We start from the raw sequence: 25,221 nt of genomic DNA, 5'->3' as shown, positions 1-25,221 counted from the left end.
TCCGCCGGTGCGTTTCGGCCTTTCGGCTTCTGCGCGGTTCCAACCTTACCAGATCCGTTCGGCGTTTCCGCTTTCCGTATCCGGCCCCTGCTGGAGCGGGGCGGCCGTCCGGCTTTCGCTTTCCGACCTTTCCGACTCTAGCAGATCCGATTTTCAGCCCGTTGCCGGTCTGAATTCGTTTCCGATTTTCGTCGGAGGGGTTTTGCCTTTCGGCTGTTCCGACTTTATCAGATTGCTCCGGTCGGAATTCCGCCGCTTCCGGGTCGGCCGCGGGACGCGCAGGCGTACCCGGGTTCCCCGTCAGGCGGAGCCGTAAACGTACTGGAGCGGGGCGCCCGGATGCAAATCCGGTTGCCCCGCTCCTCGTACCTGTGTACGCGTGCCCGGAGGGTCAGACCTCGACGACGACCGGGAGGATCATCGGGCGCCGGCGGAAGTTGTCGGACACCCACTTGCCGATGACGCGGCGGACCTGCTGCTGGAGCTGGTGGGGCTCGGCGACGCCGTCCTGGGCGGCCTTGGCCAGCACCTCGTCGATCTTGGGCAGTACGGCGGCGAAGTCCGCGTCGTCGATGCCGGAACCGCGGGCCTGGATGTGCGGGCCGCCGGCGATCTTGCCCGTACTGGCGTCCACGACCAGGAACACCGAGATGATGCCCTCGTCGCCGAGGATGCGGCGGTCCTTCAGGGAGGACTCGGTGACATCGCCGACCGAGAGGCCGTCGACGTACACATACCCCGCGTGAACCTTGCCGACGATCTTGGCGACGCCGCCGACCAGGTCGACGACCACGCCGTCCTCGGCGATGACGATCCGGTCCTTGGGCACCCCGGTCAGGGCGCCCAGCTCGGCGTTGGCGCGCAGATGGCGCCATTCGCCGTGCACCGGCATCAGGTTCTTCGGCTTGCAGATGTTGTAGAAGTACAGCAGCTCGCCGGCCGAGGCGTGGCCCGAGACGTGCACCTTGGCGTTGCCCTTGTGGACGACGTTGGCGCCCCAGCGGGTCAGGCCGTTGATGACGCGGTACACCGCGTTCTCGTTGCCGGGGATCAGCGACGACGCCAGGATCACCGTGTCGCCCGGGACGATGCGGATCTGGTGGTCCCGGTTGGCCATGCGGGACAGCGCGGCCATCGGCTCGCCCTGGGAACCCGTGCAGACCAGGACGACCTCGTCGTCCGGCAGGTCGTCGAGGGTCTTGACGTCCACGACCAGCCCGGCCGGCACCTTCAGGTAGCCCAGTTCGCGGGCGATGCCCATGTTGCGGACCATCGAGCGGCCGACGAAGGCGACCCTGCGGCCGTACTCGTGTGCCGCGTCCAGGATCTGCTGGATGCGGTGCACATGGCTGGCGAAGCTGGCGACGATGATGCGCTTCTGGGCGCTCGCGAAGACCGTGCGCAGCACATTGGAGATGTCGCGCTCGGGCGGGACGAAGCCCGGGACCTCGGCGTTCGTGGAGTCGGACAGGAGGAGGTCGATGCCCTCCTCGCCGAGCTTCGCGAACTTCGGCAGGTCGGTCAGGCGCCGGTCCAGCGGGAGCTGGTCCATCTTGAAGTCGCCGGTGTGCACGACCATGCCCGCGGGGGTGCGGATGGCGACCGCGAGGGCGTCCGGGATGGAGTGGTTGACCGCGACGAACTCGCAGTCGAAGGGGCCGATGCCCTCCGTGTCGCCTTCCTTGACCTCCAGCGTGTACGGCCGGATGCGGTGCTCCTGGAGCTTGGCCTCGATGAGCGCGAGGGTCAGCTTGGAGCCGATCAGCGGAATGTCCGGCTTCTCCCGCAGGAGGTAGGGGACACCGCCGATGTGGTCCTCGTGGCCGTGCGTGAGGACGATGCCGTCGATGTCGTCGAGGCGGTCCCTGATGGACGAGAAGTCCGGCAGGATCAGGTCGATTCCGGGCTGCTCCTCCTCGGGGAAAAGCACTCCGCAGTCGACGATCAGCAGTCGGCCGCCGTACTCGAAGACGGTCATGTTGCGGCCGATCTCACCCAGGCCGCCGAGGGGGGTGACGCGCAGGCCACCCTTGGGGAGCTTCGGCGGCGCGCCGAGCTCAGGATGCGGATGACTCAAAAGACTCTCCTCACCACACGCGCCACGTCGCCCTGGGGCACACGTGGCGCGCATGACATTCGTGCACTTGCGGTTTGGCGGTTGTTTTCCATGTTCAGTTGTGAAGTCTGTGGTTACAGCTGTACCCCGCCGGCGGCGAGATCGCGCTTGAGCTGCTCCGTCTCCTCCGCGGACAGTTCCACCAGCGGCAGGCGCAGCGGCCCGGCGGGCAGGCCCTGGAGGCCGAGGGCAGCCTTGGTCGTGATGACGCCCTGGGTGCGGAACATGCCGGTGAAGACCGGCAGCAGCTTCTGGTGGATCTCGGTGGCCTTGGTGACGTCGCCGTGCAGATGGGCGTCGAGCAGGGCGCGCAGCTCCGGCGTGACGACGTGGCCGACGACGGAGACGAAGCCGACGGCGCCGACGGACAGCAGCGGGAGGTTGAGCATGTCGTCGCCGCTGTACCACGCGAGGTTCGAGCGGGCGATGGCCCAGCTGGCGCGGCCGAGGTCGCCCTTGGCGTCCTTGTTGGCGACGATGCGCGGGTGCTCCGCCAGGCGCACCATCGTCTCGGTGTTGATCGGGACGCCGCTGCGGCCGGGGATGTCGTAGAGCATGACCGGCAGGTCGGTGGCGTCCGCGATGGCGGTGAAGTGCCGGAAGAGACCTTCCTGCGGGGGCTTGCTGTAATACGGGGTCACGGCGAGCAGGCCGTGGGCGCCGGCGTCGCGCGCGGCGCGGGCCAGCTGCAGGCTGTGGTCGGTGTCGTTGGTTCCGGCTCCGGCGACGACGAAGGCCCGGTCTCCGACCGCGTCCACCACGGCCCGTACCAGCTGGGCTTTCTCCGCATCGCTGGTGGTCGGTGACTCACCGGTGGTGCCGTTGACGATGAGACCGTCGTTGCCGGAGTCCACCAGGTGCGCGGCGAGTCGCTGCGCGCCGTCGAGGTCGAGAGCGCCATCCGCCGTGAACGGCGTGACCATGGCGGTCAGCACCCGCCCGAAGGGGGTCTGCGGTGTGGAAGTCGGAGCCATGGGTCCCACGCTACTCGTAGCTCACCTCGGGTCGCGCCCCTGGGGAGCCGGGATGTGGACTCCGGCACTGCTTGCTCGGGGGTTCAAGCAGTGCCGGGTCCGTTTCTTCAGCGTAGATGAACTTCTCAAAATGCCGCAATACGGACACTTGGCACGTCTGTACGGTCCGGGGCGGCTCCGGAGGACGGCGGCCGGTCGGCACACCGGTCCGGCGGGCCGCCCCCGGGCCCGGTGCCTTACGGGGCGATACGGCCGTTGGCGTTGAAGGCGGCGTAGGTGAGGGGCATGAGCTTGGCCCACTCGGCCTCCATCCGCTCGCCGACCATCTCGATCTCGCGCTGCGGGAAGGACGGCACGGCCGCGAGCTCGTGCTGCGTGCGCAGGCCGAGGAAGTGCATCAGCGAACGGGCGTTGCAGGTCGCGTACATGGAGGAGAACAGGCCGACCGGCAGGACCGCGCGGGCGACCTCGCGGGCGACGCCGGCGGCCAGCATCTCCTGGTACGCCTCGTACGCCCGGCGGTAGGAGTCCGCCATGACCTTGCCGGTCAGCTCGTGCTGCTCGGGGGTGCCCGCGACGAACTCGTACTTGCCAGGACGGCCCTGCTGGACCAGCTTGCGGGACTCGGAGGGGACGTAGAAGACCGGCTCCAGCTGCCGGTAGCGGCCGGACTCCTCGTTGTAGGACCAGCCGACGCGGTGCCGCATGAACTCGCGGAAGACGAAGATCGGCGCGCTGATGAAGAAGGTCATCGAGTTGTGCTCGAAGGGGCTGCCGTGCCGGTCCCGCATCAGGTAGTTGATCAGGCCCTTGGAGCGCTCCGGGTCCTTCTGCAGCTCCTCCAGCGACTGCTCGCCGGCGGTGGAGACACGGGCCGCCCACAGCACGTCACTGTCCGCGGCGCTGTGCTTGACCAGCTCGACCGTCACCTCGCTGCGGAAGCTGGGGGCTGTGCTTTCGGAGCTTTCGACGCTCTCGGCTGGGGTAGGGGACACCGGGCGGTTCCTTCCGTTCATTCCACGTGGCGGGTCCCACCCTACGGCCCGCCACTGACAGTCCCGGATATACGGCGGGATACCGCGTACCGTACAAAAACGGACTCTGTTGCGCCCGGCTCGGCCTGTGGTTGATGTTTTTCACAGAACTTGCAGAAAACGGGCACCAAACGGACGCGGCAGACGTCTAACCCTGTGACAGTGCCCACTTCGAGGTTCCAAGGAGAGCCCGCTCATGTTCCGCCGGCGAGAGCCCGTGCCGTTCGCCTTTGTCGCCGAGGCAGACCGGTTCCGCAGCAATGTCGCGCCCCCGCCCCGAGAACGCGTCAGTCGTGCCCAGCTCGCGGGCCGGTCCCTGATCGGCCTGACGGTCGTCGGCGGTCTGGCCGGCGCCCTGCTGTTCGGTGTGCCGGCGCTCCAGCAGGAGACCGGTGGCGTCGGCACGCATCAGTCCGAGGCGGCACACGGCCGCTGACCCGCCCGGGCGGCAGGCGCGCGATCGCCGCGCGTGCCGCCCGGCACGAAGTGGTTCCGGCCCGTAAGTCCCGATAACCTCACCGGTCACAGCCTTCGTCTGCGTGCCTGGAGTGAGGATTCGCGTGCCCCTGACCTTCCTGACGGCCGACCGCGATCTCGACGACCAGGCCGCCGAATCCGTTCCGCTGCCCCATGCCGGGGCCGACCACTGGCGCCGTCCCTACCGTCCGGGCCCCGGACGCGTGGGGGCGGCCGCCGTGTTTCTGCTGCTGGCCTCGTTCGTCCTGCTGTCCGCGGTGATCATCGTCGCCGCGGGCGCGCTGCCCGCCGCCGCCGTCTGTGCCGGTGTCGCAGTGGTGATCATCGCGCTCGCGCTGCGTTTCCTGCGGGTCGGCATGTGGGTGAGCGCCCACGGCCTGCGCCAGGTGGAGCTGCTGCGGACGACGACGCTGCCCTGGAGCGAGGTCGCCGCCGTCCGTACGGTCCAGCGGCCGGTGCGCTGGCTGGGTCTGCCGCGGACGGTGCAGGGGCAGGCGCTGGTCGTCGAGCGGCAGGGCGGCGCCGCGCTGCGCACCCTCGTCACGGACCACAACGGGGACTTCCTCACCCGCCCCGAGGCGTTCGAGCGGGCCGCGGACGTACTGGAGGCCTGGGCGGCGGAATACCGGCGGTAACGCCCGAACGGGACCGGTTTCCCCGATAGGGCCGGTCCCGCTGGGCTGGTCGCACCCGTACGGCTGGAAGTTCGGGCCCGTACGGCTCGGACGTTCAGGCCTGTACGGGCTTGCCCTCATGGAGGGCGATGGCGCGCTGCATCGCCTTACGGGCGCGCGGGGTGTCCCGGGCGTCGTGGTAGGCGACCGCCAGCCGGAACCAGGCGCGCCAGTCCCCCGGCGCCTGCTCGGTCTCGGCGCGCCGCCGGTCGAAGACCTCGTCGGCGGAGTCCCGGTCGATACGGCCGCCCGGGGTGCGCTTCAGTTCGTCGACCGGCAGCCCGCCCTCGGCCTCCAGTTCGCGCGCCAGGCGGCCGGCCTTGCGCGCGAACTGGGTGGTGTGCCAGAGGAACCACAGTCCGATGAACGGCAGGATCAGGACGGCGACGCCGAACGCGACGGTCAGCACGGTGCCCTGCTCGATGAGCAGGAGGCCGCGGCTGCCGACGAGGACGAAGTAGACGACCAGGATCGCCGCGAGGACGCAGTAGGTGATCTTTGCACGCACGGTCGGTTCTGCCCGTCAGTCCAGGTCGAGGAAGTTCTCCAGGCCCACGGTCAGGCCGGGAGTGGCCACCACGCGGCGCGCGCCGAGCAGGATGCCCGGCATGAAGCTGCTGTGGTGGAGCGAGTCGTGGCGGATGGTGAGGGTCTCCCCCACCCCGCCGAGCAGCACCTCCTGGTGGGCCAGGAGGCCGCGCAGCCGTACGGAGTGGACGGGGATGCCGTCCACGTCCGCGCCGCGGGCGCCGTCCAGCGCGCTGCTCGTGGCGTCCGGCTGCGGCGGGCAGTCGGCGGCGGCGCGGGCCTCGGCGATCAGCTTGGCCGTGCGGGCCGCGGTGCCCGAGGGCGCGTCGGCCTTGTTCGGGTGGTGCAGCTCGATGACCTCGGCCGACTCGAAGAACCGGGCCGCCTGCCGCGCGAACCGCATGGTCAGCACCGCGCCGATGGAGAAGTTCGGGGCGATGAGCACGCCCGTACGGGGCGACGCGTCCAGCCGGGTGCGCAGCTGCGCGAGGCGCTCGTCGGTCCAGCCGGTGGTGCCGACGACGCCGTGGATGCCGTTGCCGACGCAGAACTCCAGGTTCTCCATGACCGCGTCGGGGTGGGTCAGCTCGACCGCGACCTGGGCACCGGCCTCGGTCAGCGTCTCCAGCTTGTCGCCCCGCCCCAGGGCCGCGACCAGTTCCATGTCCTCGGCGGCCTCGACGGCCCGTACGGCCTCGGAGCCGATGCGCCCCTTGGCGCCGAGTACGGCCACGCGCAGCTTGCTCATCGTTTCCCGCTCTCTCTTCCTCGTTGCCCTGACAGGCAGGTCAGGCGACCGCGTCGTGCAGCCGGGCCGCCTGCCGTTCCTTCAGCGGGCCGATGACGGACAGCGAGGGCCGCTGTCCCAGTACATCGCGGGCCAGCTCCCGGACCTCGTCCGGGGTGACCGCCGCTATCCGGGCGAGCATGTCGTCGACCGACATCTGGGCGCCCCAGCACAGCTCGCTCTTGCCGATGCGGTTCATCAGCGCGCCGGTGTCCTCCAGGCCGAGCACCGTCGAACCGCGCAGCTGCCCGATCGCGCGGCGGATCTCGTCGTCGGTCAGTCCTTCGGCCGCCACCTGGTCGAGCTGGTCGCGGCAGATCTTCAGGACGTCGTCGACCTGGTTCGGGCGGCAGCCCGCGTACACGCCGAACAGGCCGCAGTCGGCGTAGCCGGAGGTGTACGAGTACACGCTGTAGGCCAGGCCGCGCTTCTCCCGTACCTCCTGGAAGAGGCGGGAGCTCATGCCGCCGCCCAGGGCCGTGTTCAGCACGCCCATGGCCCAGCGCCGGTCGTCGGTACGGGCCAGGCCCGGCACGCCCAGGATCACGTGGGCCTGCTCCGCCTTGCGGTTGAGCAGTTCGACGCGGCCGGCCGTGCGGATGGCCCGGGAGCCGTCGCGCGGGGCCATCGGGGTGGCGTCCGTGCGGTCGAGGGCGCCGGCCTTCTCGAAGGCGGCGCGCACCATGCGGACGACCTTGGCGTGGTCGACGTTGCCGGCGGCGGCGACGACCAGGCGGGTGGGGTCGTAGTGCTTCTTGTAGAAGCGGCGGATGCGCTCGGGAGTGAGGTCGTTGACCGTGTCGACGGAGCCGAGGACCGGGCGGCCGAGGGGGGTGTCGCCGAGCATGGTGTGCGCGAACAGGTCGTGCACGCAGTCGCCCGGGTCGTCCTCGGTCATGGCGATCTCTTCGAGGATCACGCCGCGCTCGGCGTCGACGTCGGCGGGCTCGATGAGCGAGCCGGTCAGCATGTCGCAGACCACGTCGATGGCGAGCGGCAGGTCGGTGTCCAGCACCCGCGCGTAGTAGCAGGTGTACTCCTTCGCCGTGAACGCGTTCATCTCGCCGCCGACCTCGTCGATGGCGGCGGAGATGTCCAGCGCGCTGCGCTTCCTGGTGCCCTTGAAGAGCAGGTGCTCCAGGTAGTGGGTGGCGCCGTTCAGCGAAGGGGTCTCGTCGCGGGAGCCGACGTTCGCCCAGATACCGAAGGTCACGGAGCGTACGGACGGCAGGGTCTCGGTGACCACGCGCAGGCCGCCGGGCAGGACCGTCTTGCGGACGGTGCCGGCGCCGCCTTCGGTGCCCTTGAGGAGCGTTTGGGTACGGGCGACGGCCCGCCCCTCCGAAGAGGTGCGGGCCGTCGTCCGTGAGCTACGGGACGTCACTTGGCGGCGTCGTCCTTCGCCTCGTCGTCTTCGCCCTCGATGACCGGGGCCAGCGACAGCTTGCCGCGCTGGTCGATCTCGGCGATCTCCACCTGGACCTTGGCGCCCACGGCAAGCACGTCCTCGACGTTCTCGACGCGCTTGCCGCCGGCCAGCTTGCGGATCTGCGAGATGTGCAGCAGACCGTCCTTGCCCGGGAGCAGGGAGACGAACGCACCGAAGGTGGTGGTCTTGACGACCGTGCCCAGGTAGCGCTCGCCGACCTCCGGCATGGTCGGGTTGGCGATGCCGTTGATCGTGGCGCGGGCGGCCTCGGCGGCCGGGCCGTCGGCGGCACCGATGTAGATGGTGCCGTCGTCCTCGATCGTGATGTCGGCGCCGGTGTCCTCCTGGATCTGGTTGATCATCTTGCCCTTGGGGCCGATGACCTCACCGATCTTGTCCACCGGGATCTTGACGGTGATGATGCGCGGCGCGTTCGGGGACATCTCGTCCGGAACGTCGATCGCCTCGTTCATCACGTCGAGGATGTGCAGCCGGGCGTCGCGGGCCTGCTTGAGGGCCGCGGCCAGCACGGACGCCGGGATGCCGTCCAGCTTGGTGTCCAGCTGCAGGGCGGTGACGAACTGCTTCGTACCGGCGACCTTGAAGTCCATGTCGCCGAACGCGTCCTCCGCACCGAGGATGTCGGTGAGGGCGACGTAGTGCGTCTTGCCGTCGATCTCCTGGGAGATCAGGCCCATGGCGATACCGGCGACCGGGGCCTTGAGCGGCACACCGGCGTTCAGCAGCGACATGGTCGAGGCGCAGACCGAGCCCATCGAGGTCGAGCCGTTGGAGCCCAGCGCCTCGGAGACCTGGCGGATGGCGTACGGGAACTCCTCGCGCGTCGGCAGCACCGGCACGATGGCGCGCTCGGCGAGCGCGCCGTGGCCGATCTCGCGGCGCTTGGGCGAGCCCACGCGGCCGGTCTCGCCGACCGAGTACGGCGGGAAGTTGTAGTTGTGCATGTAGCGCTTGCGGGTCACCGGGGAGAGGGTGTCCAGCTGCTGCTCCATGCGGAGCATGTTCAGGGTGGTGACGCCCAGGATCTGGGTCTCGCCACGCTCGAACAGCGCCGAGCCGTGCACCCGCGGGATCGCCTCGACCTCGGCGGCGAGCGTACGGATGTCCGTGACGCCACGGCCGTCGATGCGGACCTTGTCCTTGATGACGCGCTCGCGCACGAGGGACTTGGTCAGCGCGCGGTAGGCGGCGGAGATCTCCTTCTCGCGGCCCTCGAACTGCGGGAGCAGCTTCTCGGCGGCCACGGCCTTGACGCGGTCCAGCTCGGCCTCGCGGTCCTGCTTGCCCGCGATGGTCAGCGCCTGGGCCAGCTCGCCCTTGACGGCGGCGGTCAGCGCCTCCAGGACGTCGTCCTGGAAGTCGAGGAAGACCGGGAAGTCGCCGACCGGCTTCGCGGCCTTGGCGGCCAGGTCCGACTGGGCCTTGCACAGCACCTTGATGAAGGGCTTCGCGGCCTCCAGACCGGCGGCGACGACCTCCTCGGTGGGGGCCTCGGCGCCGTCCTTGACCAGCTGGATGGTCTTCTCGGTGGCCTCGGCCTCGACCATCATGATCGCGACGTCGCCGTCCGGGAGGACACGGCCGGCCACGACCATGTCGAAGACCGCGTTCTCCAGCTCGGTGTGGGTCGGGAAGGCGACCCACTGGCCGTTGATCAGCGCGACACGGGTGCCGCCGATCGGGCCGGAGAAGGGCAGGCCGGCCAGCTGCGTGGAGCAGGAGGCGGCGTTGATGGCGACCACGTCGTACAGGTGGTCGGGGTTGAGCGCCATGATCGTCTCGACGATCTGGATCTCGTTGCGCAGGCCCTTCTTGAAGGAGGGGCGCAGCGGCCGGTCGATCAGGCGGCAGGTGAGGATCGCGTCCTCGGAGGGCCGGCCCTCACGGCGGAAGAAGGAGCCGGGGATCTTGCCGGCCGCGTACATGCGCTCTTCGACGTCCACCGTCAGGGGGAAGAAGTCGAGCTGGTCCTTGGGCGTCTTGGACGCGCTGGTGGCCGACAGCACCATGGTGTCGTCGTCCAGGTACGCGACGGCGGAGCCGGCGGCCTGCTTGGCCAGGCGGCCCGTCTCGAAGCGGATGGTGCGGGTGCCGAAGGAGCCGTTGTCGATGACGGCCTCGGCGTAGTGGGTCTCGTTCTCCACCAGGGATATCTCCTCGTCTGCGTCCACCGCCCGTGTGGCGGTGGACCTTCGTCGGTGGAGCGCCGGGATTGCGGGCCGGTCTTCGATCGAAGCACCCGGATACGGGGTCGCGCGGGTCGTCCGCGCGCCGTCCGGAGGCCACTACCGAGGACCGGCGGCTGAAAGGCGCTCCACCTCGTTCGCTATGGCGTTATGGGACCAGACTACAAAGCTCCGGTCCACCGGGCAGTGGACCGGGCGTCCGGTGCATACGGCAAAGGGAGCGGTCCCCGGGTGTGGGAACCGCTCCCTTCACGACGTCTTACTTGGCGCCCGCCGCGCCGCGGCGGATGCCCAGGCGCTCGACCAGCGCACGGAAGCGCGTGATGTCCTTCTTCGCCAGGTACTGCAGCAGGCGGCGGCGCTGGCCGACGAGCAGCAGCAGACCACGGCGGGAGTGGTGGTCGTGCTTGTGGACCTTGAGGTGCTCGGTCAGGTCCGAGATACGGCGCGAGAGCATCGCGACCTGGACCTCGGGGGAGCCGGTGTCGCCCTCCTTGGTGGCGAACTCGGCCATGATCTGCTTCTTCGTGGCGGCGTCGAGCGACACGCGTACTCCTTGGGGAATCCATCGGGCCCGCGAGCGCCCCTGGATTTGCTTCACAGGGGATCTTGGATGACTCGCCGAAGGCCGTCACCCAGGATACCAGCTGCAAGCGGCCCCCCGACCGGGCGGTCGGAGGGCCGTGCGGACGAGTGACCCCGCCGCGTGCGCGGGTCATCCGTACGAGGAGTTTTTTACGGCCCCTAGGAGGAGCTGGTGAGGCCGCGCACGGTGCCGTACACATCCAGCACCGCCAGGCACAGCGGCACCAGCGACAGCAGGACGACACCGTCGAAGATATCGAAGACGCGCCCCCAGAAGGGGGTGACCCCCTTGCGCGGGACGATCAGGCCCACCCCCACCAGGACGGCCGCGCCGGCCGCGATGCTGCTGGAGAACCAGACCGTACGGATGTTGAGCGGGCCGGAGTCGCCGAAGCGCGCGAGGTCGGTGAGGATGTCCAGCGGCGGGTGCAGCGCGATGCCCAGGATGAGCAGCACGATCGTCAGGATGCCGGCGATCGTCAGGCAGGCGACCTGCGCGGTGTAGTCGAAGAGCCGGGCCCGCAGCATGATCGTGATGCCCGCGGCCAGGGCCAGCAGCTGCGCCCAGCTGTTGTCGGAGAAGCCGAGTACGACGCCGGCGGCGCCGACGACCAGGGCGGAGCAGCCCGCGACCAGGCCGAGCAGCAGCTCGTGGCCGCGCTTGGCCTGGTTGCCGATCTTGACGAAGTCGACCGACTCGGTGGCGGCGGCCTGGTCGCCCTCGTTGTGCGGGCCGGCGGCGATCTGGTCGGGCGACTTGTAGCCGATGGGCAGCCGGGCGAAGCGCGAGGACAGGCCGGGCAGCCAGGCGACGACAGCGATGGCGACGAGGGCGGTGACCGCGGCGACCTCGCGCGGTTCGGCCTCGGTGAGGATGGAGGCGAAGACCGCGAGGGTGCCGATGCTGGCCAGGAAGGCGGCGGCCACGAAGGGCGCGTCGCCGCGCGGCAGCAGCACCACCAGAAGTACGGAGGCGATCAGCACGGTCACGCAGCCGACCAGGAACTGCAGGCGGCCGGGGCCCTCGCCGTCGGTCACCGGCATGATCCCGGAGCCGGCGATCAGCAGGTGCGGCAGCGAGGCCAGGCCCAGGGCGATGGACGAGGCGTGGTCGTCGTAGACCCGGGCCCGTACGCCGGACAGGGCGACCAGGACGATGCCGGTGACGCCGGCGATGATGCCGGGCAGGCGGTGCATGTCGCGGTCGGCCGGGTTCGAGAACCACAGGGCGAACGCCATCATGACCAGGAGCAGCACGCCGGCGGTGAGGCCGACGATGTTCATGAGGTCGTCGCTCCAGCGGTTGCGGTTGCGCTTGACCGCGGAGGCGACGGCGTCCGAGACGTCGTCGAAGACCGGCAGCGGCAACGACTCGGCGAACGGCCGCAGCAGGAGCAGGTCGCCGTCGAGGATGCGCTGCTGTGCGAGGGACTGGCCCGCGTCCAGCACCGTGCCGTCACGGCGCACCAGGTGGTAACCGGTGGGGGCGCCCTCCGCCTGGGACTGGCCGGAGAGGCGCAGGATCTCCGGATAAATATCGACGAGTGCGACATCCTCCGGCAGTGCCACGTCGATCCGTGCGTCCGGCGCGGCGACTGTGACCCGGCAGAAGCCGGTGCCTGTAGTCGTGCTCACCTGGCGGTTCCCCCTATCCGTTGGGCAGTTTGTCGCGTGCGTGCCTTATATATAGGGGCGCCGTCACCGTGCCTTTATTAGGGACGTCGTTACGGGGCCTTGGGCGCGCTCGCGAGGCGTCAGCGTACCCCCCAATTAGGCCGCCGCCCCACCCGCCCCGGCACTTGACTCTTAACAGTAGGATCAACGCCTGCGTCGGGCCATGGACTTGGTCCGGGGGACCGTCGAACCAACGGGGGCGGTCCGAGACTGCGAGATGCATGAAGGACTGATGCCTCGGTGAGCGTTGTCATCGTCAAGCGCCCGCCCCGCGCGCTTCCACCCGAAATCCCCGGTGAGGAGTTGACGCTCGAAGCTCCGCCGGAGCTGCCTCGCGAAGGCGAGGACAACATGCTGATGAACCTCATGCCGATGATGGGCATGGCGGGTTCGGCGGGTTTCCTGTTCATGGGTACCCAGCCGTTCATGAAGATCATGGGCGGCGTGATGGTGGTTTCCACCCTCGCGATGGCTATTGTCCAGATCGTCAAGGCCCGCCAAGGGCCTTCCGGGCAAATGCTCCAGGAGCGTCAGGATTACCTCAAATACCTGGCGCAGAAGCGAAAGGAAGTACGGCGTACCGCGCGCAAACAGCGGGACGCGCAGCTTTTCACCCATCCCGATCCCGGCCAATTGTGGTCGATCGTCGCCGAAGGTAAACGGGTATGGGAACGCCGGGCATCCGACCCGGACTTCGCACAGGTACGCATGGGGCTCGGGCCGCAGCAGCTGTCCACGCCGTTGAAGGCACCGGAGACCGCGCCGGTCGACGAGTTGGAACCGCTCACCGCGCACGCGATGAAGGAGTTCCTCGACAAGCACGGCCACCTGGACTCGCTGCCCCTCGCCGTATCGCTGCGCGCCTTCTACCACCTGACGGTCTCGGGCGACCCGGACACCGTGTACGGGTCCGCGCGCGCCATCCTCGCGCAGCTGTGCACCCTGCACTCGCCGGAGGACCTGGTCGTCGCCGTGGTGGCCGCGCCGGGCGCGCAGGCCGAGTGGGAGTGGACCAAGTGGCTGCCCCACGTACAGGACAAGACCACCGACGGCGCGGGCACCCGGCGGCTGGTCGTCGGTGACCTGGGCGAGATCGAGGAGCTGCTCGCCGACGAGCTGGAGGGCCGCGGCCGCTTCAACCCGCAGGGCACGCCCGTCACGGACACCCCGCACGTGGTGATCGTGCTGGACGCCGGCGAGGTGCCGATGGACTCGGTGATCGCCGGGGCCGAGGGCCTGCAGGGCGTGACGATCCTGGAGGTCGTACCGGGCGACCTGGACGAGATCCGGGGCGGCCTGGCCGTCCAGGTGCGGCCCGGCAAGCTGGTGCTGGAGTCGGCGAGCGGCGCGGTCTACAACGGCACCGTGGACACCCTGTCGGTCTCCGAGGCGGAGTCGCTGGCCCGTCAGCTCGCGCCGCTGCGTGCCGGTTCGGGCGCCGACGGCGAGGAGCCGCTGCTGTCCAACCTGGACTTCACGGACCTGATGAACATCGGCGACGCCGGTTCGGTGGACGTCTCGCGCACCTGGCGCCCGCGCACCCTGCACGAGCGGCTGCGGGTGCCCATCGGTGTCGACAAGGACGGCCAGCCCGTCATGCTCGACATCAAGGAGGCCTCCCAGGAGGGCATGGGCCCGCACGGCCTGTGCGTCGGCGCGACCGGTTCCGGCAAGTCCGAGGTACTGCGCACCCTGGTGCTCGCCCTCGCGGTCACCCACTCCTCGGAGACGCTGAACTTCATCCTCGCGGACTTCAAGGGCGGCGCCACCTTCACCGGCATGTCCGAGATGCCGCACGTCGCCGCGGTCATCACCAACCTGGCCGACGACGTCAGCCTGATCGACCGGATGCGCGACTCGATCACCGGTGAGCTGCAGCGCCGCCAGGAGCTGCTGCGCTCGGCGGGCAACTACGCCAACATCACCGACTACGAGAAGGCGCGCGCCGCCGGCGCCCCGCTGGACCCGCTGCCCTCGCTGGTGATGGTGCTCGACGAGTTCTCCGAGCTGCTGACCGCCAAGCCGGACTTCATCGACATGTTCATCCAGATCGGCCGGATCGGCCGTTCGATGGGTGTGCACATGCTGCTCGCCTCGCAGCGCCTCGAAGAGGGCAAGCTGCGCGGCCTGGACACCTTCCTGTCCTACCGGCTGGGTCTGCGCACGTTCTCCGCGGCCGAGTCCCGTACGGCGATCGGTGTGCCGGACGCCTACCACCTGCCCAACGTGCCGGGCTCCGGCATCCTGAAGTACGACACCGAGACGATGGTGCAGTTCAAGGCCGCGTACGTCTCGGGTCCGTACCGCGGGCCGGGCGTCGGCGGTGGCGGCGGTGGCAGCCGTACGAACCGGATGCCGGTGCCGTTCACGGCGTCGCCGGTGCTGGCGCCGATCGTCGAGGAGATCATCGCCGAGGAGCCGTCGCTCACCCAGCAGCAGGACGACGCGCTGGCCGACACCGTCCTGGACGTGATCGTCCAGCGGATGCAGGGCCAGGGCCCGCCCGCGCACCAGGTGTGGCTGCCGCCGCTGGACGAGTCCCCCACCGTCAACCAGCTGCTCCCGGCGCTCGCCGTCACGCCCGAGCGGGGCGTGCACGCCCCGGAGTACACGGCGCTCGGCAAGCTGGTCGTGCCGGTCGCGCTCGTGGACAAGCCGTTCGAGCAGCGGCGCGACGTGATGTACCTGGACTTCTCCGCGGGCGCCGGTCACGGCCTGGTCGTCGGTGGTCCGCAGTCCGGCAAGTCGACGCTGATCCGCTCCGCCATGGCGGGCTTCGCGCTCACCCACACCCCGTCCGAGGTGCAGTTCTACTGCCTCGACTTCGGTGGCGGCGGCATGCTGGCCATGGAGGGCCTGCCGCACGTCGGCGGCGTCGCCTCCCGGCTGGACGCGGAGAAGGTCCGCCGTACGGTCGCCGAGGTCGTCGGCATCCTCAACGAGCGCGAGGAGTTCTTCCGCGCCAACTCCGTCGACTCCATGGGGACCTACCGCCAGCGGCGTGCCGCCGGCGCGTTCCCGGACCAGAAGTGGGGCGATGTCTTCCTCGTCATCGACGGCTGGGGCACCTTCAAGACGGACTACGAGCAGCTCGACCCGGTGATACTGGACATCGCCAGCCGCGGTCTGGGCTTCGGCATCCACCTGATCCTCGGCGCCTCCCGGTACACCGAGGTACGCCCGGCACTGCGCGACCAGCTCCTGAACCGCGTCGAGCTGCGGCTCGGCGACCCGATGGAGTCGGAGTTCGACCGCAAGCGCGCGGAGAACGTACCGATGGGCCGTCCCGGCCGCGGTCTGTCCCCCGAGAAGCTGGACTACCTGGCGGCGCTGCCCCGTATCGACGGCGTGCAGGAGGCGGAGAGCCTCAGCGACGGCATGGCGCACCTGGTGGCCACCGTCGCGGAGCACTGGCAGGGCGAGCCCGCCCCGAAGGTGCGGATGCTGCCGACGCTGCTCCCGGCGAGCGACCTGCCCAAGGGCAGCGACTACCCGGAGCACGGCATCGCGATCGGTGTCGACGAGACGACGCTGTCGCCGGCGTTCATCGACTTCGAGACCGACCCGCTGCTGGTGATCTACGGCGAGAGCGAGTCCGGCAAGTCCTCGCTGCTGCGCCTGATCGCCAAGCAGATCGCGGAGCGCTACCCGTCGGACAAGGCGCTGATGGTGGTCTCCGACTACCGGCGCGCGCTGCTCGGCGAGATCCCCGAGAGCCACATGTACAAGTACTGTGCCGCGGGGCCGCAGCTCCAGGAGGTCATCACCGGACTGGCCGGTTCGCTGGGCCGCCGGATGCCGGGGCCGGACGTCACGCCGGAGCAGCTGCGCAACCGCAGCTGGTACGACCTGCCGGACGCGTTCGTGATCGTGGACGACTACGACCTGGTGGCGACCAGCAGCGGCAACCCGCTGCAGCCGCTGCTGGAGTACCTGCCGTTCGCCCGCGACCTCGGCCTGCGCCTGATCCTGGCGCGCAGCTCGTCGGGGGCGGGACGGTCCTCGTTCGAGCCCGTGATGCAGCGGACCAAGGAACTCGGCGCCCAGGGCCTGATCCTGTCGGGCGACCCGGGCGAGGGTCCGCTGATGGGCAACATCAAGGCGACCAGCCTGACGCCGGGGCGTGCGCACTTCATCACGCGCAAGCGTGGCGCGCAGCTGGTGCAGACCGGGTGGCTGCCGGCGCACAGCGGGTGACGGGCGGTACGGCGGTGCCGTACCGGCTGTGACGACAGCGAGAAGGCGGTGGGGCGCCTCTCCTTCGGGAGGGGCGCCCCACCGGCGTTGCGGGACCTCTACGGGCCGTGTGACGAGGCGCCGGGCTCAGCCGAAGGCGCCGTGGCGGCGGACGTCGGGGTCCTTGGCGGCCTTGTTGTCGGCGGCGGGCTGTTTGCCGGAGGCGGGCTGTTTGTCGGAGGCGGGCTGTTTGTCGGCGTCGCCTCCGGGGGCGGACTGCGGGGCGTCCGTCTTCCGATCCGCCGCTGCCATCCCGTTGGGCGCCTCCCGCGGGGCTTTGGAGGCGCCCGGAGCCGCCGGGTCGGTCGGCGCCGCGGACCCGGCCGGTTCGGCCGTCGTCGTCGGCGTGGCCCCGGGGGTGCCCCCGTCGGCGGCCGCGGACTCCCCCGTACGTACGCCCCCGGCCACCCCCGCGCCGCCCCGCGCGCGCTTCGGATCACCGGTCTGTGGCGGCCCGAAGGGGTCGGGCCCCTGAGGCGCGCCGGAGGTCGCCCACTGCGCGGTCAGCGGGGGCCGCTGCCCCTGGCCGCCCTTGCCGCCCTTGCCGCGGAAGACGCCGCCGAGCGACGTGGCGAGCTGGCCCAGGGCCATGAAGCCGTACGCGGTCTGCGTACCGGAAGACTGCGCGCCGTCGCCCTGGGAACCGGCCGAGGCGGAGTCGTGCGCGCCGGAGCCCGCGCCCGCGTGCGCTCCCTTGTCCTGGGAGGCGTCCTGGGTGGCTCCCTGGGAGGCGGCGTTCTCCAGATCGGCGGCGGCCAGTTCGAAGGCGGGCAGCGTCTCGTCGACGGACCGCTTGAGGCGGTGCCACTCCGCCGCGAACGCCTCGCCCGCGGGGCCGTGCCAGTTGGCGGCCGCCGCCTTGCCCACGTGCCGGTCCAGGTCCCGCACGAGGCCGTCCAGATGCCTGCCCATGTCCCGCCAGCCGGCCGCCGCCTCGTGCAGGGTCTGGGGGTTGCGCTGCTCGCTCACTGGACACCCCGGATCGTCTTGACGAGCTCTTCCTCCGCCGCGTCCGTCGACACGGCGGTCTCCCTGATGCCGCCGGCGACCTCGGCCAGCCGCTCCCGCAGCTGTTCCAGCGCGCGCTCCGCCTGCTCGTACACCTCCAGGTACGGCGCGGCCGCCTCGCGGGAACCGAACCCGTCGCGCAGCGCCTCGGCGTCACCGCGCCGTCTGAATGCGGTCAGCTGCCGGCCCAGGTCGTCCGCGGATATCTCGAACTTGGTACCGAGCTTGTGCAGCTCCTCGGTACTGATCCGGACCTCGTCTGACATCTTTTCTCCCCGAATTGATTGGCGCGGCCCGAATGTCGCGGCTCGAAAGCGCGGCGGACTGCCGGACAAGGCCCCAGGTCTAGCACACCCGGATAGCGGCCGACCGCCGCGCACGAAGCGGCGGGAGGGCATCACGGGGAGGGAAAAGGGACCTATATCCCGCAATGCCAACAACCCTCCTTGACGAGTCGTTCGGATCCGTCATTAGACTCATGACGCCGGTGCAGCTCTCGCGGTTGCTGTACCACCGAGTTCACAGGGGGCAGAAGACATGAGCGGTATGAGTGGCATGGGCAATGAGCGGCAGATCCAGGACGAGGATCTGATGGACGTAGCCCAGGACCCCGAGCAGGCGCACCGGCTGCGCAAGGCCCTGCAGACACTGGCCGGCAACCCCAATGTCGGCGGGAAGCTCCAGGAGATGGCCAAGGAGGTGCTCTCCGGGCGGATCGGCATGAAGGACGCCATCCAGTCCGAGGAGTACATGGGCGCCATCGGGGACCGTATGCAGGAGATGCGGCGGGCCGCGGAGAACCAGACGCAGGCCGAGCGGGAGGCCTCCCGCGAGCAGTTCGCGAAGTGGCAGAAGGAGCAGGAAGCGAAGGAGGACCAGGAGCGCGCCGAGCGCGACGGGCCCTCGGGCGCCATCGTGACGGGGCCGCGGCGGGGCGGCCGGGGCGGCACGAGCCACCGGAACTGAGCCTGCGGGCCCGGTTTTTCACCACCGGGCCCGAAGCCCGGCCCTTGTTCGTGTCCGGCGCCCGCGGCCGGTGCCCGCGGCCGGTGTCCATGACCGGCGCGCGCCCGGCGCCCGTGCCCGGCGCCCGTGCCCGGCGCCCTTGGCCGGTGTCACGCCGGTGTCCACGGTCGGGGCTTATCTTGTCGTTGCGGTACGGGATTCGGATCGGCCGGGGCCTTCGGCCGCCTTCGCCGCCGGCGCCCTCACGACGCCTTCCGTACCTTTCGGACTTCATTCGATATCACGTTCTCCCGCTCGCCCGCGCTCCCGACCGGCGTTTGATCGCATTCGCCGGTTTGCGGCCGCTTCTCGGTGGCACTTGCCGGTCCCTGATGGATCTCGATCGGCGTTGCAATCGTGCGCGGTCGCGTGCCGGAGAAGCGCACGCGGGAGAGAGCGGAGCAAAATGCCACAAATTCGGGTGCTCGGTAAGGGCGCGCGGATCACGGCGGGTACCTTGTGCCTGCTTTTCCTCCTGCACACCCTGTACTGGCTGGGCCATGATCTTGTGACGGCCGGTCCCGGCTTTCTGTGGGATTTGTGGACCGGCGGCGTGTCACCCGGCTCCGGCGGCACTTCCGGCGCTTCCGGTTCGGCCGGCTCCTCCGGTTCCGGTGGCGTTCCGGCGGCCGCCTATCCGGCCACGACTCCGTACGAGCTGGGCCTGGCCCTGGTCCAAGGCGCGGCCGTGGGAGCCGCGTTCGCCGGGCGGCGGGCGGCGGGCGGCCTGCTCGCGGTGGCGACGGCGCTGACGTTCTCCACGCGTGTACAGGCCATCGTCAGCACCGGCAACCACACCTCGACCAACCGCTGGTTCCCCGGCCTGAACCACAGCGACGACTCGGTCCTCCTGGCGGTCTTCCTCTCCGCCGGGCTGCTGGTGCCGCTGGCCCTCGTCGCCGCCGTCGTGCTCCCGGCCGGCATCCGGACCTGGCCACGTCCCGGCACGGCGCCCGGAACGCCGCCGACGCGCCCCGCGGGCCCGGCGGGCCCCGTGTCCGCGATCGTGCTGGGCGTGCTCACGCTCCTCTGGGTGTGCTGGATCTGCTACATGCTGGTGCAGAGCCTCGGCAGCGGATACGGAGTGCCGCTGGACGTCCTGTTCACCGGCCGCGGTCTGCTCGTGGGCCTCCTGGCCCTGGCGCCCGGCTGGGCCTGGCTGACCTTCCTGCCGCTGTCCGCGGTCGGCGCGCTGCTGGCCGCCACCCGCCGGGTCTCCGCCCGCGGCTTCGCCCTCGGACTGGCGCTGACGCTGCTGCCGGCCGCCCTTCTGGGCATGTGCGCCTATCTCCGTACCGGGACGCTCTTCGAGCTGGGCGACGTCGCGCCGGGAGGCGCGCTGCTGAGCCGGGCGCAGACACTGGTCGAGCTGGTCGGTTCGATCGCGCTGCTGGTCCTGATGGGGCGGCGCGGGGTGCCGGTCCAGCCGGGGGTGCCCGGGATGCCGGCGATGCCGGGGCCGGGGGTGCCTGGGTACGGGGGTCCCGCGTACGGGGTGCCCGCGTACGGGGTGCCCGGGGCGCCTGGCCTGCCGGGGCCCATGGGGGCGCCCGCGTATGGGGCGGCCGGCGGGCCGGGGCCGATGCCGATGCCGGGCGCTCCGATGCCGGGCGCTCCGATGCCCGGCGGTTATCAGGGGGCGCCGGGGCACCAGGGGCCGCCGGGGCACCAGGGGCCGACTGGGCACCAAGGGCCGTCGTACTCGCCGCCGGGTGGGTTCCAGACGCCCGGTGGCCAACCGGGTCCTGGCGGCGCTCCGGCGCCCGGCGGGTATCCGCCACCGCAGGGCGGCTTCGGACCGCCGCCCACGGGCTGACCTGGGTCTCGGCGGCGCGACGGTGCCGGTGTCAGTGCCGGATCGTAGGATCGGCCCGAGTCGAGGTACGGGGTTCGGGCCGAGGAACGGGTTCGGGCCGAGGTGTTGGTTCGCGTCGAGGTATCGGGCCGCGTCAAGGTTTCGGTTCGCGTCGAGGAACATAGCGCGAGCCGAGGAACGGAGCAGGGGAAGCGGAACGGAGCACGGGAAGCTCTGACAGCACGAGCGGCGCGGAGCGCGCGGACGGCGCGCGCGGAGCGCCCATCGGGAACGGGACGATCGGCGCGGCAGCCGGCCGGCACGCACACGCGGCGATCCACGACGGTGGAGGGCGAAGGATTCATGGGGGACGAGGAATTCAGGAACGCCTCGGACGAGGAGCACAGCGGTAGGGAGGGGTACGCGCCCCACCCCGCCATCGGCGGCCGCACCGCCGTCCTGCGCGTACTCGCCGCATGGCGCATGCAGTGGCCCGGCGCGCCCCGGGTCATCGTGATCACCGGTAGCCCCGGCAGCGGTCGTTCGCGCCTGGTGGCCGGCTTCCTCATGCTGTGCGACCCGGAATACCGCAAGCGCCTGCCGCTGGACGACCTGGACCCGACCACCGTGCCGCCCGACCTGCCCTCGCCCGCCGTGCCGGACCCCAGGGGCATCACCACCGGCCAGTTCCTGTGGACCATCGCCGACCACTACGGCCTGAGCGCCACCCGCACGGCGGACATCGTCCCCGAACTCGCCGCGGCCGACGATCCGGTGACGGTCGTCGTCCCGGACGTCGACCGGGCCGGCCCGGTCCGGGCCGCCGACGAGCCCGCTCGCCTGGTGCGGGACGCGCTGAAGCCGCTCGCGGAGTCCGGGAGGGTCCAGCTGCTCGCCGATGTACCGCGTGCGCTGGCCGCCCAGGTGATCGAGTCGCTGCCGGCCGGCCAGGGGCAGATCATCGATCTCGACGAGCCGCGCTGGGCCGACCCCGAGGGGCTGGTCCTCCAGGTGGAGACGTCGCTCGACCCGGGTGCCGGGGCCCCGGCACTGCCGTACACAACCGCCCCCGCGGCACGCCGGGCACTCGCCGAGGCCGTCGCGGAGCGCGCCGGGGGCAGCCGCCTGACCGCGCAACTCGCCGTGCAGTGCGTCCTCATGCGGCCGGAGGGCTTCGACCCGGCCGACACGGCGCAGCTGCCGGCCGGTGCGGGTGAGGCTCTGGACTGGCACGCACGGCGGCTGGGCGCCGATCCGCAGACACTGCGGATGATGCTGGCGCCGCTGGCGCTCGCCGAGGGGGACGGGCTGCCCCACGCCCTGTGGGGGCCGCTGGCGACCGCCGTCGCCGGACGCGACCTGAGCCAGGACATCGCGGACGGGATGCTGCTGGCGGGGCCGTTCGTCGAATCAGTCGCGGCGCCGGAGGCCGTGGAGGCCCGGGACACAGCGGAGGGCACGGCACAGGAGGCGCAGAGCGCGGCCGAGTCGGACGGTGAGGTCGTCGCACCACCGGCCGCGGAGGCCGCCGCCGGGAGCGGACGGACGCTGCTGCGCCTCGTGCACCCCGCCCTCGCCGACGAGATACGTGCCGGACTGGCCGACCCGCGCGACACGCAGACGCGGATCGCCATGGCCCTGCTGGAGGCCGTGCCGCAGCAGGACTGGTCCCTGGCCGACCCGTATGTCCGCGATCATCTCGCCGCGCACACCCTCGACGCCGGCCTGCTTCCGCAACTGCTCACCGACCCGGCCCTGTTCGCACACGCGGACCCGGTGACGCTGCGCACGGCGGTCGAGACCGTGCCGTACGAGTCCTTGGGCGCGCCCGCCCGTACGTACCTGCGGACGGCCCCGCTGCTCACCCGGACCCAGGCGCCCGTGGTGTTGCGCGCGGCGCTCCTGGAGACGGCCTTCGTCGAGGACGGCCTCGGACCGTACGCGGAGGCGCTGCACGCGCTCGGCCTCGGCCTGCCGTGGCGCACCCTGTGGAGCGTGCCGCTGCCCGGGGTCACCGGCGTGACGGTCGGCAGCCTGCCGCAGGCCCCGTCCCCCGCGGACGCGGCCCTCGCGGACGGCGATCAGGCGGGCAGCGGGCAGGCGGACGGCGCGGGGGCGATGACCTCCGCCGCGCTGCCAGTAGCTGTCTTCGTCGTCCCCGAAGGCACCCCTGGCTCCCGTACGGTCGCCGCCGACGACAGCGGTACGGGCGACTCCGCCGTGCTCGTCCACCCGTTGCTGAGCCCGGGGCAGGTGGACGCCGATCCGGCGCGGGTCCTGCGGCCCTCGGAGGGCATACGGGCAGCGTCCCCGCTCGCGCTGAGCCGGGGCGCGGACCACCTCCGGGTGTGGGACCGGCAGCGCGAGGAGGCTGTGGCCACCCTCATCGGCGACACCCCCTTCACCGGCGCCGACCTCTCACCCGACGGTGTCCTCGTCGTCGCCACGGCGCGCGGCGTCAAGGCGCTGCAGATCCCGCTGCCCGCCCCCGCGGCCACCGCCCCCGCACCGGCTCCCGCCACCACGGACGCGCCGCAGGCCGCCGCGTCCGACACCTCCGTACCGGCTCAGGCGCGCCGGATCGGCATGGAGTAGTTCGATCTCGGCTGGGTGGTCCGGGCGGCCCCGCCACCCGAGGCCGACCCGGCGACCGGCTGACGACGGCCGTCGCCCGAGGTGCGCGACGCGTGCGGCGTCGTCGACCGCGCTGGTGGCGGACGGTCTGGCCATCCGTACCGGTCGAGGAGGTCGTACGGATGTACCGGTACGCCGCCGACGGCGCGGGCGGCGGCGCGGCGTCGGCGCCCCCCGGAGCCGCCAGTCACCAGCCCCGGCAACGCCGCCGTCGCCACGTACAACGCCCCGCCCAGCGGCACGGAGACCAGCCTCGTACGGGTGTCGGCGCCCGACCTGCCCCGGCCGAGGACCAGCTCGCCGACGAGCTGTGGCGCACCGGCGTGCGCGGCGAGGACGTGAGCGCGGTCCACACCCGCCTTCGCCCGGCACCGCTGCCCGGCAGCTGCACCGGCCACTTCGTCATCCGCGCCTTCTCCAACGCCCGCTTCTCCCGCACCGAAGGCTACGGCCCGCCCCGAGGAACGCGCCCAGAATGTCGCCGGGCTGCTCCGGCAGTCGAGAGGATGCACCAGCTCGCGGAGCAGCCGCAGCCCCGGCCGCACCGGCTCACGGTTCCGCCACCCGACAGCGTGGAGCGGGCAGAGCCCGTACGGGACGTGGAGCTCGGCAAGCGGCTCGCCGAGGGGACGCTCGCCGGCCCGGCGGACCATGTCCGCAGCGACGGGTGGCCACTGAACAGCGACAAGAACTGGCGGCCCCTGATCGTCGAACAGATGCGGCGCGGACTGTTCTGACCGTTCCGACGGCCCCTCTCGGCCTCTCGCGGCCCATCGGCGGCCCCTGGGGCCTGTCGCGGCCCCCTCGCGGCCTGCCGGGCCTGGCGGCCTCCGGTCAGGGCAGCAGCAGCCAGTCCGCGGCGAGGGCCGCCGCCAGCCCGATGCCCAGCAGCCAGGTGCCCAGCCGGGTACGCCCGTGCCGGCTCAGCTCGATCACGACCCCGCAGAGAACCAGCGCGGCGCCGTACACCCCCACGACCAGGACCGACGTACGGCTCGCGAGACGGACCACGAGCACGACCGCCAGCGCGGCCATCAGCACGGAGGCCAGAACGATCCGTACCCGCCGGGCCTGACGAGGCGTCAGCTTTACGCGGCGTGCGGGCACGGGCTGTTCGTCGGCGGGTGCGTCCATGAGCGGGAATGGTACGGGACGGCTGTTCGGCACCGTACGACCGCGTTCGCATCCCGAACTCCCCGGCCGGGGAGCGTGCGCCAGGCCGGGCACCGTACGACAGGCCGGCCCCGCGCGGCTCCGTGCGCCAGGCACCGTGCCCGCCCCGCTCCACGCCCCGCAGGCCTCCGCTTCCGCCTCCGCCTCCGCTACGTGAAGAACAGCACCGCGCCGGACAGCACCGCGCCGATCAGCCCCGCGGCCATCACGCCCACCATGACCGTCCGCAACACGCCGGGACCGACCGAGCGCCATGCGTCGTCGAAAGACGGGGCGCCCCGGAAGCGGTAGCCGGTCACGGTGCAGAGCACGCCCAGGACGAGGACGACCAGCCCGCCGCAGAGGCACAGCACCCCGTTGGCCAGCCGGTTCCAGCTGTGCTGCACATAGCTGGAGCGGCCGACCTGACGGACCTCGATCAGGTCGCCTTCCTTGAACTTGTGCCAGGAGTCGACGCTGGCGTTCAGGTCCTTCGTCCTGCCGTCGTCCGACCGGAAGGTGCCGTAGCACTGGATGTCACGCGTGCGGTTACCCGAGTGCTGCTTGTTCGCGTAGTGGTAGTCCGTGGCGCACGCCTCCACTGTGATCTTGCCGGGGCTGCCGTCCACCCACACCGAGTACGGGCCCACGTAGACACCGATCGCGATCAGCATGAGGCCGGCCAGCAGGACGCCCACCCCGATCAGCCGCCCCAGGCCACGCTTCACGCCGTCCTCCACACCCGGCACGTCGCCCGCACTGGATGCATGGGACGCGCCTGACCTGGTGTGTTCCGACTGTGCTGCCATGGTCAGCGATCCTTTCCAGGGGCGTGCGAAGGTGCGGGACAAGCGATGCGCGCACGACATGGGGCATGTCGCGCGTGCGGGACGTACGGACTTCCGC

The 25,221-nt window shown here is 71.1% G+C and carries 20 protein-coding genes; 7 read left to right on the top strand and 13 right to left on the bottom strand.

Annotated elements, in window-relative coordinates:
* Nucleotides 1–391 precede the first annotated feature (391 nt).
* From ACFV57_RS12685 to thyX, 3 genes are all read right to left on the bottom strand, one after another.
* Complete coding sequence (locus tag ACFV57_RS12685) at nt 392–2,077, bottom strand: ribonuclease J (protein ID WP_385229471.1); 1,686 nt, start codon at nt 2,075–2,077, stop codon at nt 392–394.
* 113 nt (nt 2,078–2,190) lie between these two features.
* On the bottom strand, nt 2,191–3,090 hold the full coding sequence (gene dapA / locus ACFV57_RS12680) for a 4-hydroxy-tetrahydrodipicolinate synthase (protein ID WP_385229468.1): 900 nt from the start codon (nt 3,088–3,090) through the stop codon (nt 2,191–2,193).
* A 236-nt stretch (nt 3,091–3,326) separates the two neighbouring features.
* Entirely contained in the window at nt 3,327–4,085 is a 759-nt protein-coding gene (thyX, locus tag ACFV57_RS12675; protein WP_385229465.1) for an FAD-dependent thymidylate synthase, read from the bottom strand.
* Nucleotides 4,086–4,320: 235 nt separating this feature from the next.
* On the opposite strand from thyX, the gene ACFV57_RS12670 reads away from it, so the two are divergent.
* Together ACFV57_RS12670 and ACFV57_RS12665 are read left to right on the top strand one after the other, a co-directional pair.
* A complete protein-coding gene (locus ACFV57_RS12670; protein ID WP_385229462.1) occupies nt 4,321–4,560 on the top strand; it encodes a hypothetical protein in 240 nt (79 codons plus the stop codon).
* 124 nt (nt 4,561–4,684) lie between these two features.
* Nucleotides 4,685–5,236, top strand: coding sequence for a hypothetical protein (locus ACFV57_RS12665; RefSeq protein WP_385229460.1), 552 nt, complete (start codon nt 4,685–4,687; stop codon nt 5,234–5,236).
* A gap of 94 nt (nt 5,237–5,330) precedes the next feature.
* Here ACFV57_RS12665 and ACFV57_RS12660 read toward each other — a convergent pair whose 3' ends face one another.
* From ACFV57_RS12660 to eccD, 6 genes are all read right to left on the bottom strand, one after another.
* Entirely contained in the window at nt 5,331–5,783 is a 453-nt protein-coding gene (locus ACFV57_RS12660; RefSeq protein WP_385229457.1) for a hypothetical protein, read from the bottom strand.
* Between the two features lie 15 nt (nt 5,784–5,798).
* Nucleotides 5,799–6,551 carry a 4-hydroxy-tetrahydrodipicolinate reductase gene (gene dapB / locus ACFV57_RS12655; protein ID WP_385229454.1) on the bottom strand — a complete coding sequence of 251 codons (753 nt, stop codon included), beginning with the start codon at nt 6,549–6,551 and terminating at the stop codon, nt 5,799–5,801.
* Between the two features lie 40 nt (nt 6,552–6,591).
* Complete coding sequence (locus ACFV57_RS12650) at nt 6,592–7,974, bottom strand: M16 family metallopeptidase (RefSeq protein ID WP_385229451.1); 1,383 nt, start codon at nt 7,972–7,974, stop codon at nt 6,592–6,594.
* A complete protein-coding gene (locus ACFV57_RS12645; protein WP_360137804.1) occupies nt 7,971–10,184 on the bottom strand; it encodes a polyribonucleotide nucleotidyltransferase in 2,214 nt (737 codons plus the stop codon). The genes ACFV57_RS12650 and ACFV57_RS12645 overlap by 4 nt, the downstream gene beginning before the upstream one ends.
* A gap of 301 nt (nt 10,185–10,485) precedes the next feature.
* Entirely contained in the window at nt 10,486–10,773 is a 288-nt protein-coding gene (gene rpsO / locus ACFV57_RS12640) for a 30S ribosomal protein S15 (protein WP_003982664.1), read from the bottom strand.
* 197 nt (nt 10,774–10,970) lie between these two features.
* A complete protein-coding gene (eccD, locus tag ACFV57_RS12635; RefSeq protein WP_385229448.1) occupies nt 10,971–12,446 on the bottom strand; it encodes a type VII secretion integral membrane protein EccD in 1,476 nt (491 codons plus the stop codon).
* A 279-nt stretch (nt 12,447–12,725) separates the two neighbouring features.
* Here eccD and eccCa point away from each other — a divergent pair, with 279 nt between their 5' ends.
* The gene (gene eccCa, locus ACFV57_RS12630) at nt 12,726–16,682 is read left to right on the top strand and encodes a type VII secretion protein EccCa (RefSeq protein ID WP_385229445.1); all 3,957 of its coding nucleotides are present in this window, start codon (nt 12,726–12,728) and stop codon (nt 16,680–16,682) included.
* Between the two features lie 126 nt (nt 16,683–16,808).
* On the opposite strand, the gene ACFV57_RS12625 is transcribed toward eccCa, so the two are convergent.
* Both ACFV57_RS12625 and ACFV57_RS12620 read right to left on the bottom strand, forming a co-directional pair.
* The gene (locus ACFV57_RS12625) at nt 16,809–17,690 is read right to left on the bottom strand and encodes a WXG100 family type VII secretion target (RefSeq protein WP_385229442.1); all 882 of its coding nucleotides are present in this window, start codon (nt 17,688–17,690) and stop codon (nt 16,809–16,811) included.
* Nucleotides 17,687–17,995, bottom strand: a complete 309-nt coding sequence (locus ACFV57_RS12620) for a hypothetical protein (RefSeq protein ID WP_385229439.1) — start codon at nt 17,993–17,995, stop codon at nt 17,687–17,689. The genes ACFV57_RS12625 and ACFV57_RS12620 overlap by 4 nt, the downstream gene beginning before the upstream one ends.
* A 271-nt stretch (nt 17,996–18,266) precedes the next feature.
* On the opposite strand from ACFV57_RS12620, the gene ACFV57_RS12615 reads away from it, so the two are divergent.
* The 4 genes from ACFV57_RS12615 (at nt 18,267) to ACFV57_RS12600 (ending at nt 23,900) form a co-directional block, all read left to right on the top strand.
* Entirely contained in the window at nt 18,267–18,695 is a 429-nt protein-coding gene (locus tag ACFV57_RS12615) for a hypothetical protein (protein WP_385229436.1), read from the top strand.
* A 496-nt stretch (nt 18,696–19,191) separates the two neighbouring features.
* Entirely contained in the window at nt 19,192–20,550 is a 1,359-nt protein-coding gene (locus tag ACFV57_RS12610) for a hypothetical protein (protein WP_385229433.1), read from the top strand.
* A gap of 342 nt (nt 20,551–20,892) precedes the next feature.
* A complete protein-coding gene (locus ACFV57_RS12605; protein WP_385229430.1) occupies nt 20,893–23,124 on the top strand; it encodes an ATP-binding protein in 2,232 nt (743 codons plus the stop codon).
* 92 nt (nt 23,125–23,216) lie between these two features.
* Nucleotides 23,217–23,900: a hypothetical protein gene (locus ACFV57_RS12600; protein WP_385229427.1), complete on the top strand. Its 684-nt coding sequence runs from the start codon at nt 23,217–23,219 to the stop codon at nt 23,898–23,900.
* Between the two features lie 97 nt (nt 23,901–23,997).
* Here the strand turns inward: ACFV57_RS12600 and ACFV57_RS12595 are convergent, their stop codons facing one another.
* Both ACFV57_RS12595 and ACFV57_RS12590 read right to left on the bottom strand, forming a co-directional pair.
* Nucleotides 23,998–24,297, bottom strand: coding sequence for a hypothetical protein (locus ACFV57_RS12595; RefSeq protein WP_385229424.1), 300 nt, complete (start codon nt 24,295–24,297; stop codon nt 23,998–24,000).
* A 188-nt stretch (nt 24,298–24,485) separates the two neighbouring features.
* The gene (locus ACFV57_RS12590; protein WP_385229421.1) at nt 24,486–25,124 is read right to left on the bottom strand and encodes a hypothetical protein; all 639 of its coding nucleotides are present in this window, start codon (nt 25,122–25,124) and stop codon (nt 24,486–24,488) included.
* Nucleotides 25,125–25,221 lie beyond the last annotated feature (97 nt).

It is taken from the genome of Streptomyces sp. NPDC059788, assembly GCF_042732265.1.
Lineage (GTDB): Bacteria > Actinomycetota > Actinomycetes > Streptomycetales > Streptomycetaceae > Streptomyces.
Note: the sequence above shows the minus strand (reverse complement) of the source record. Positions and strands in the feature narration are given on the sequence as shown.

What these genes read in the sequence shown, in the direction of transcription:
- dapB (WP_385229454.1), bottom strand. Translation starts at nt 6,551, where the DNA reads ATGAGCAAGCTGCGCGTGGCCGTACTCGGCGCCAAGGGGCGCATCGGC.
- ACFV57_RS12605 (WP_385229430.1), top strand. Translation starts at nt 20,893, where the DNA reads ATGGGGGACGAGGAATTCAGGAACGCCTCGGACGAGGAGCACAGCGGT.
- ACFV57_RS12670 (WP_385229462.1), top strand. Translation starts at nt 4,321, where the DNA reads ATGTTCCGCCGGCGAGAGCCCGTGCCGTTCGCCTTTGTCGCCGAGGCA.
- ACFV57_RS12615 (WP_385229436.1), top strand. Translation starts at nt 18,267, where the DNA reads ATGAGCGGTATGAGTGGCATGGGCAATGAGCGGCAGATCCAGGACGAG.
- ACFV57_RS12590 (WP_385229421.1), bottom strand. Translation starts at nt 25,124, where the DNA reads ATGGCAGCACAGTCGGAACACACCAGGTCAGGCGCGTCCCATGCATCC.
- dapA (WP_385229468.1), bottom strand. Translation starts at nt 3,090, where the DNA reads ATGGCTCCGACTTCCACACCGCAGACCCCCTTCGGGCGGGTGCTGACC.
- ACFV57_RS12620 (WP_385229439.1), bottom strand. Translation starts at nt 17,995, where the DNA reads ATGTCAGACGAGGTCCGGATCAGTACCGAGGAGCTGCACAAGCTCGGT.
- ACFV57_RS12595 (WP_385229424.1), bottom strand. Translation starts at nt 24,297, where the DNA reads ATGGACGCACCCGCCGACGAACAGCCCGTGCCCGCACGCCGCGTAAAG.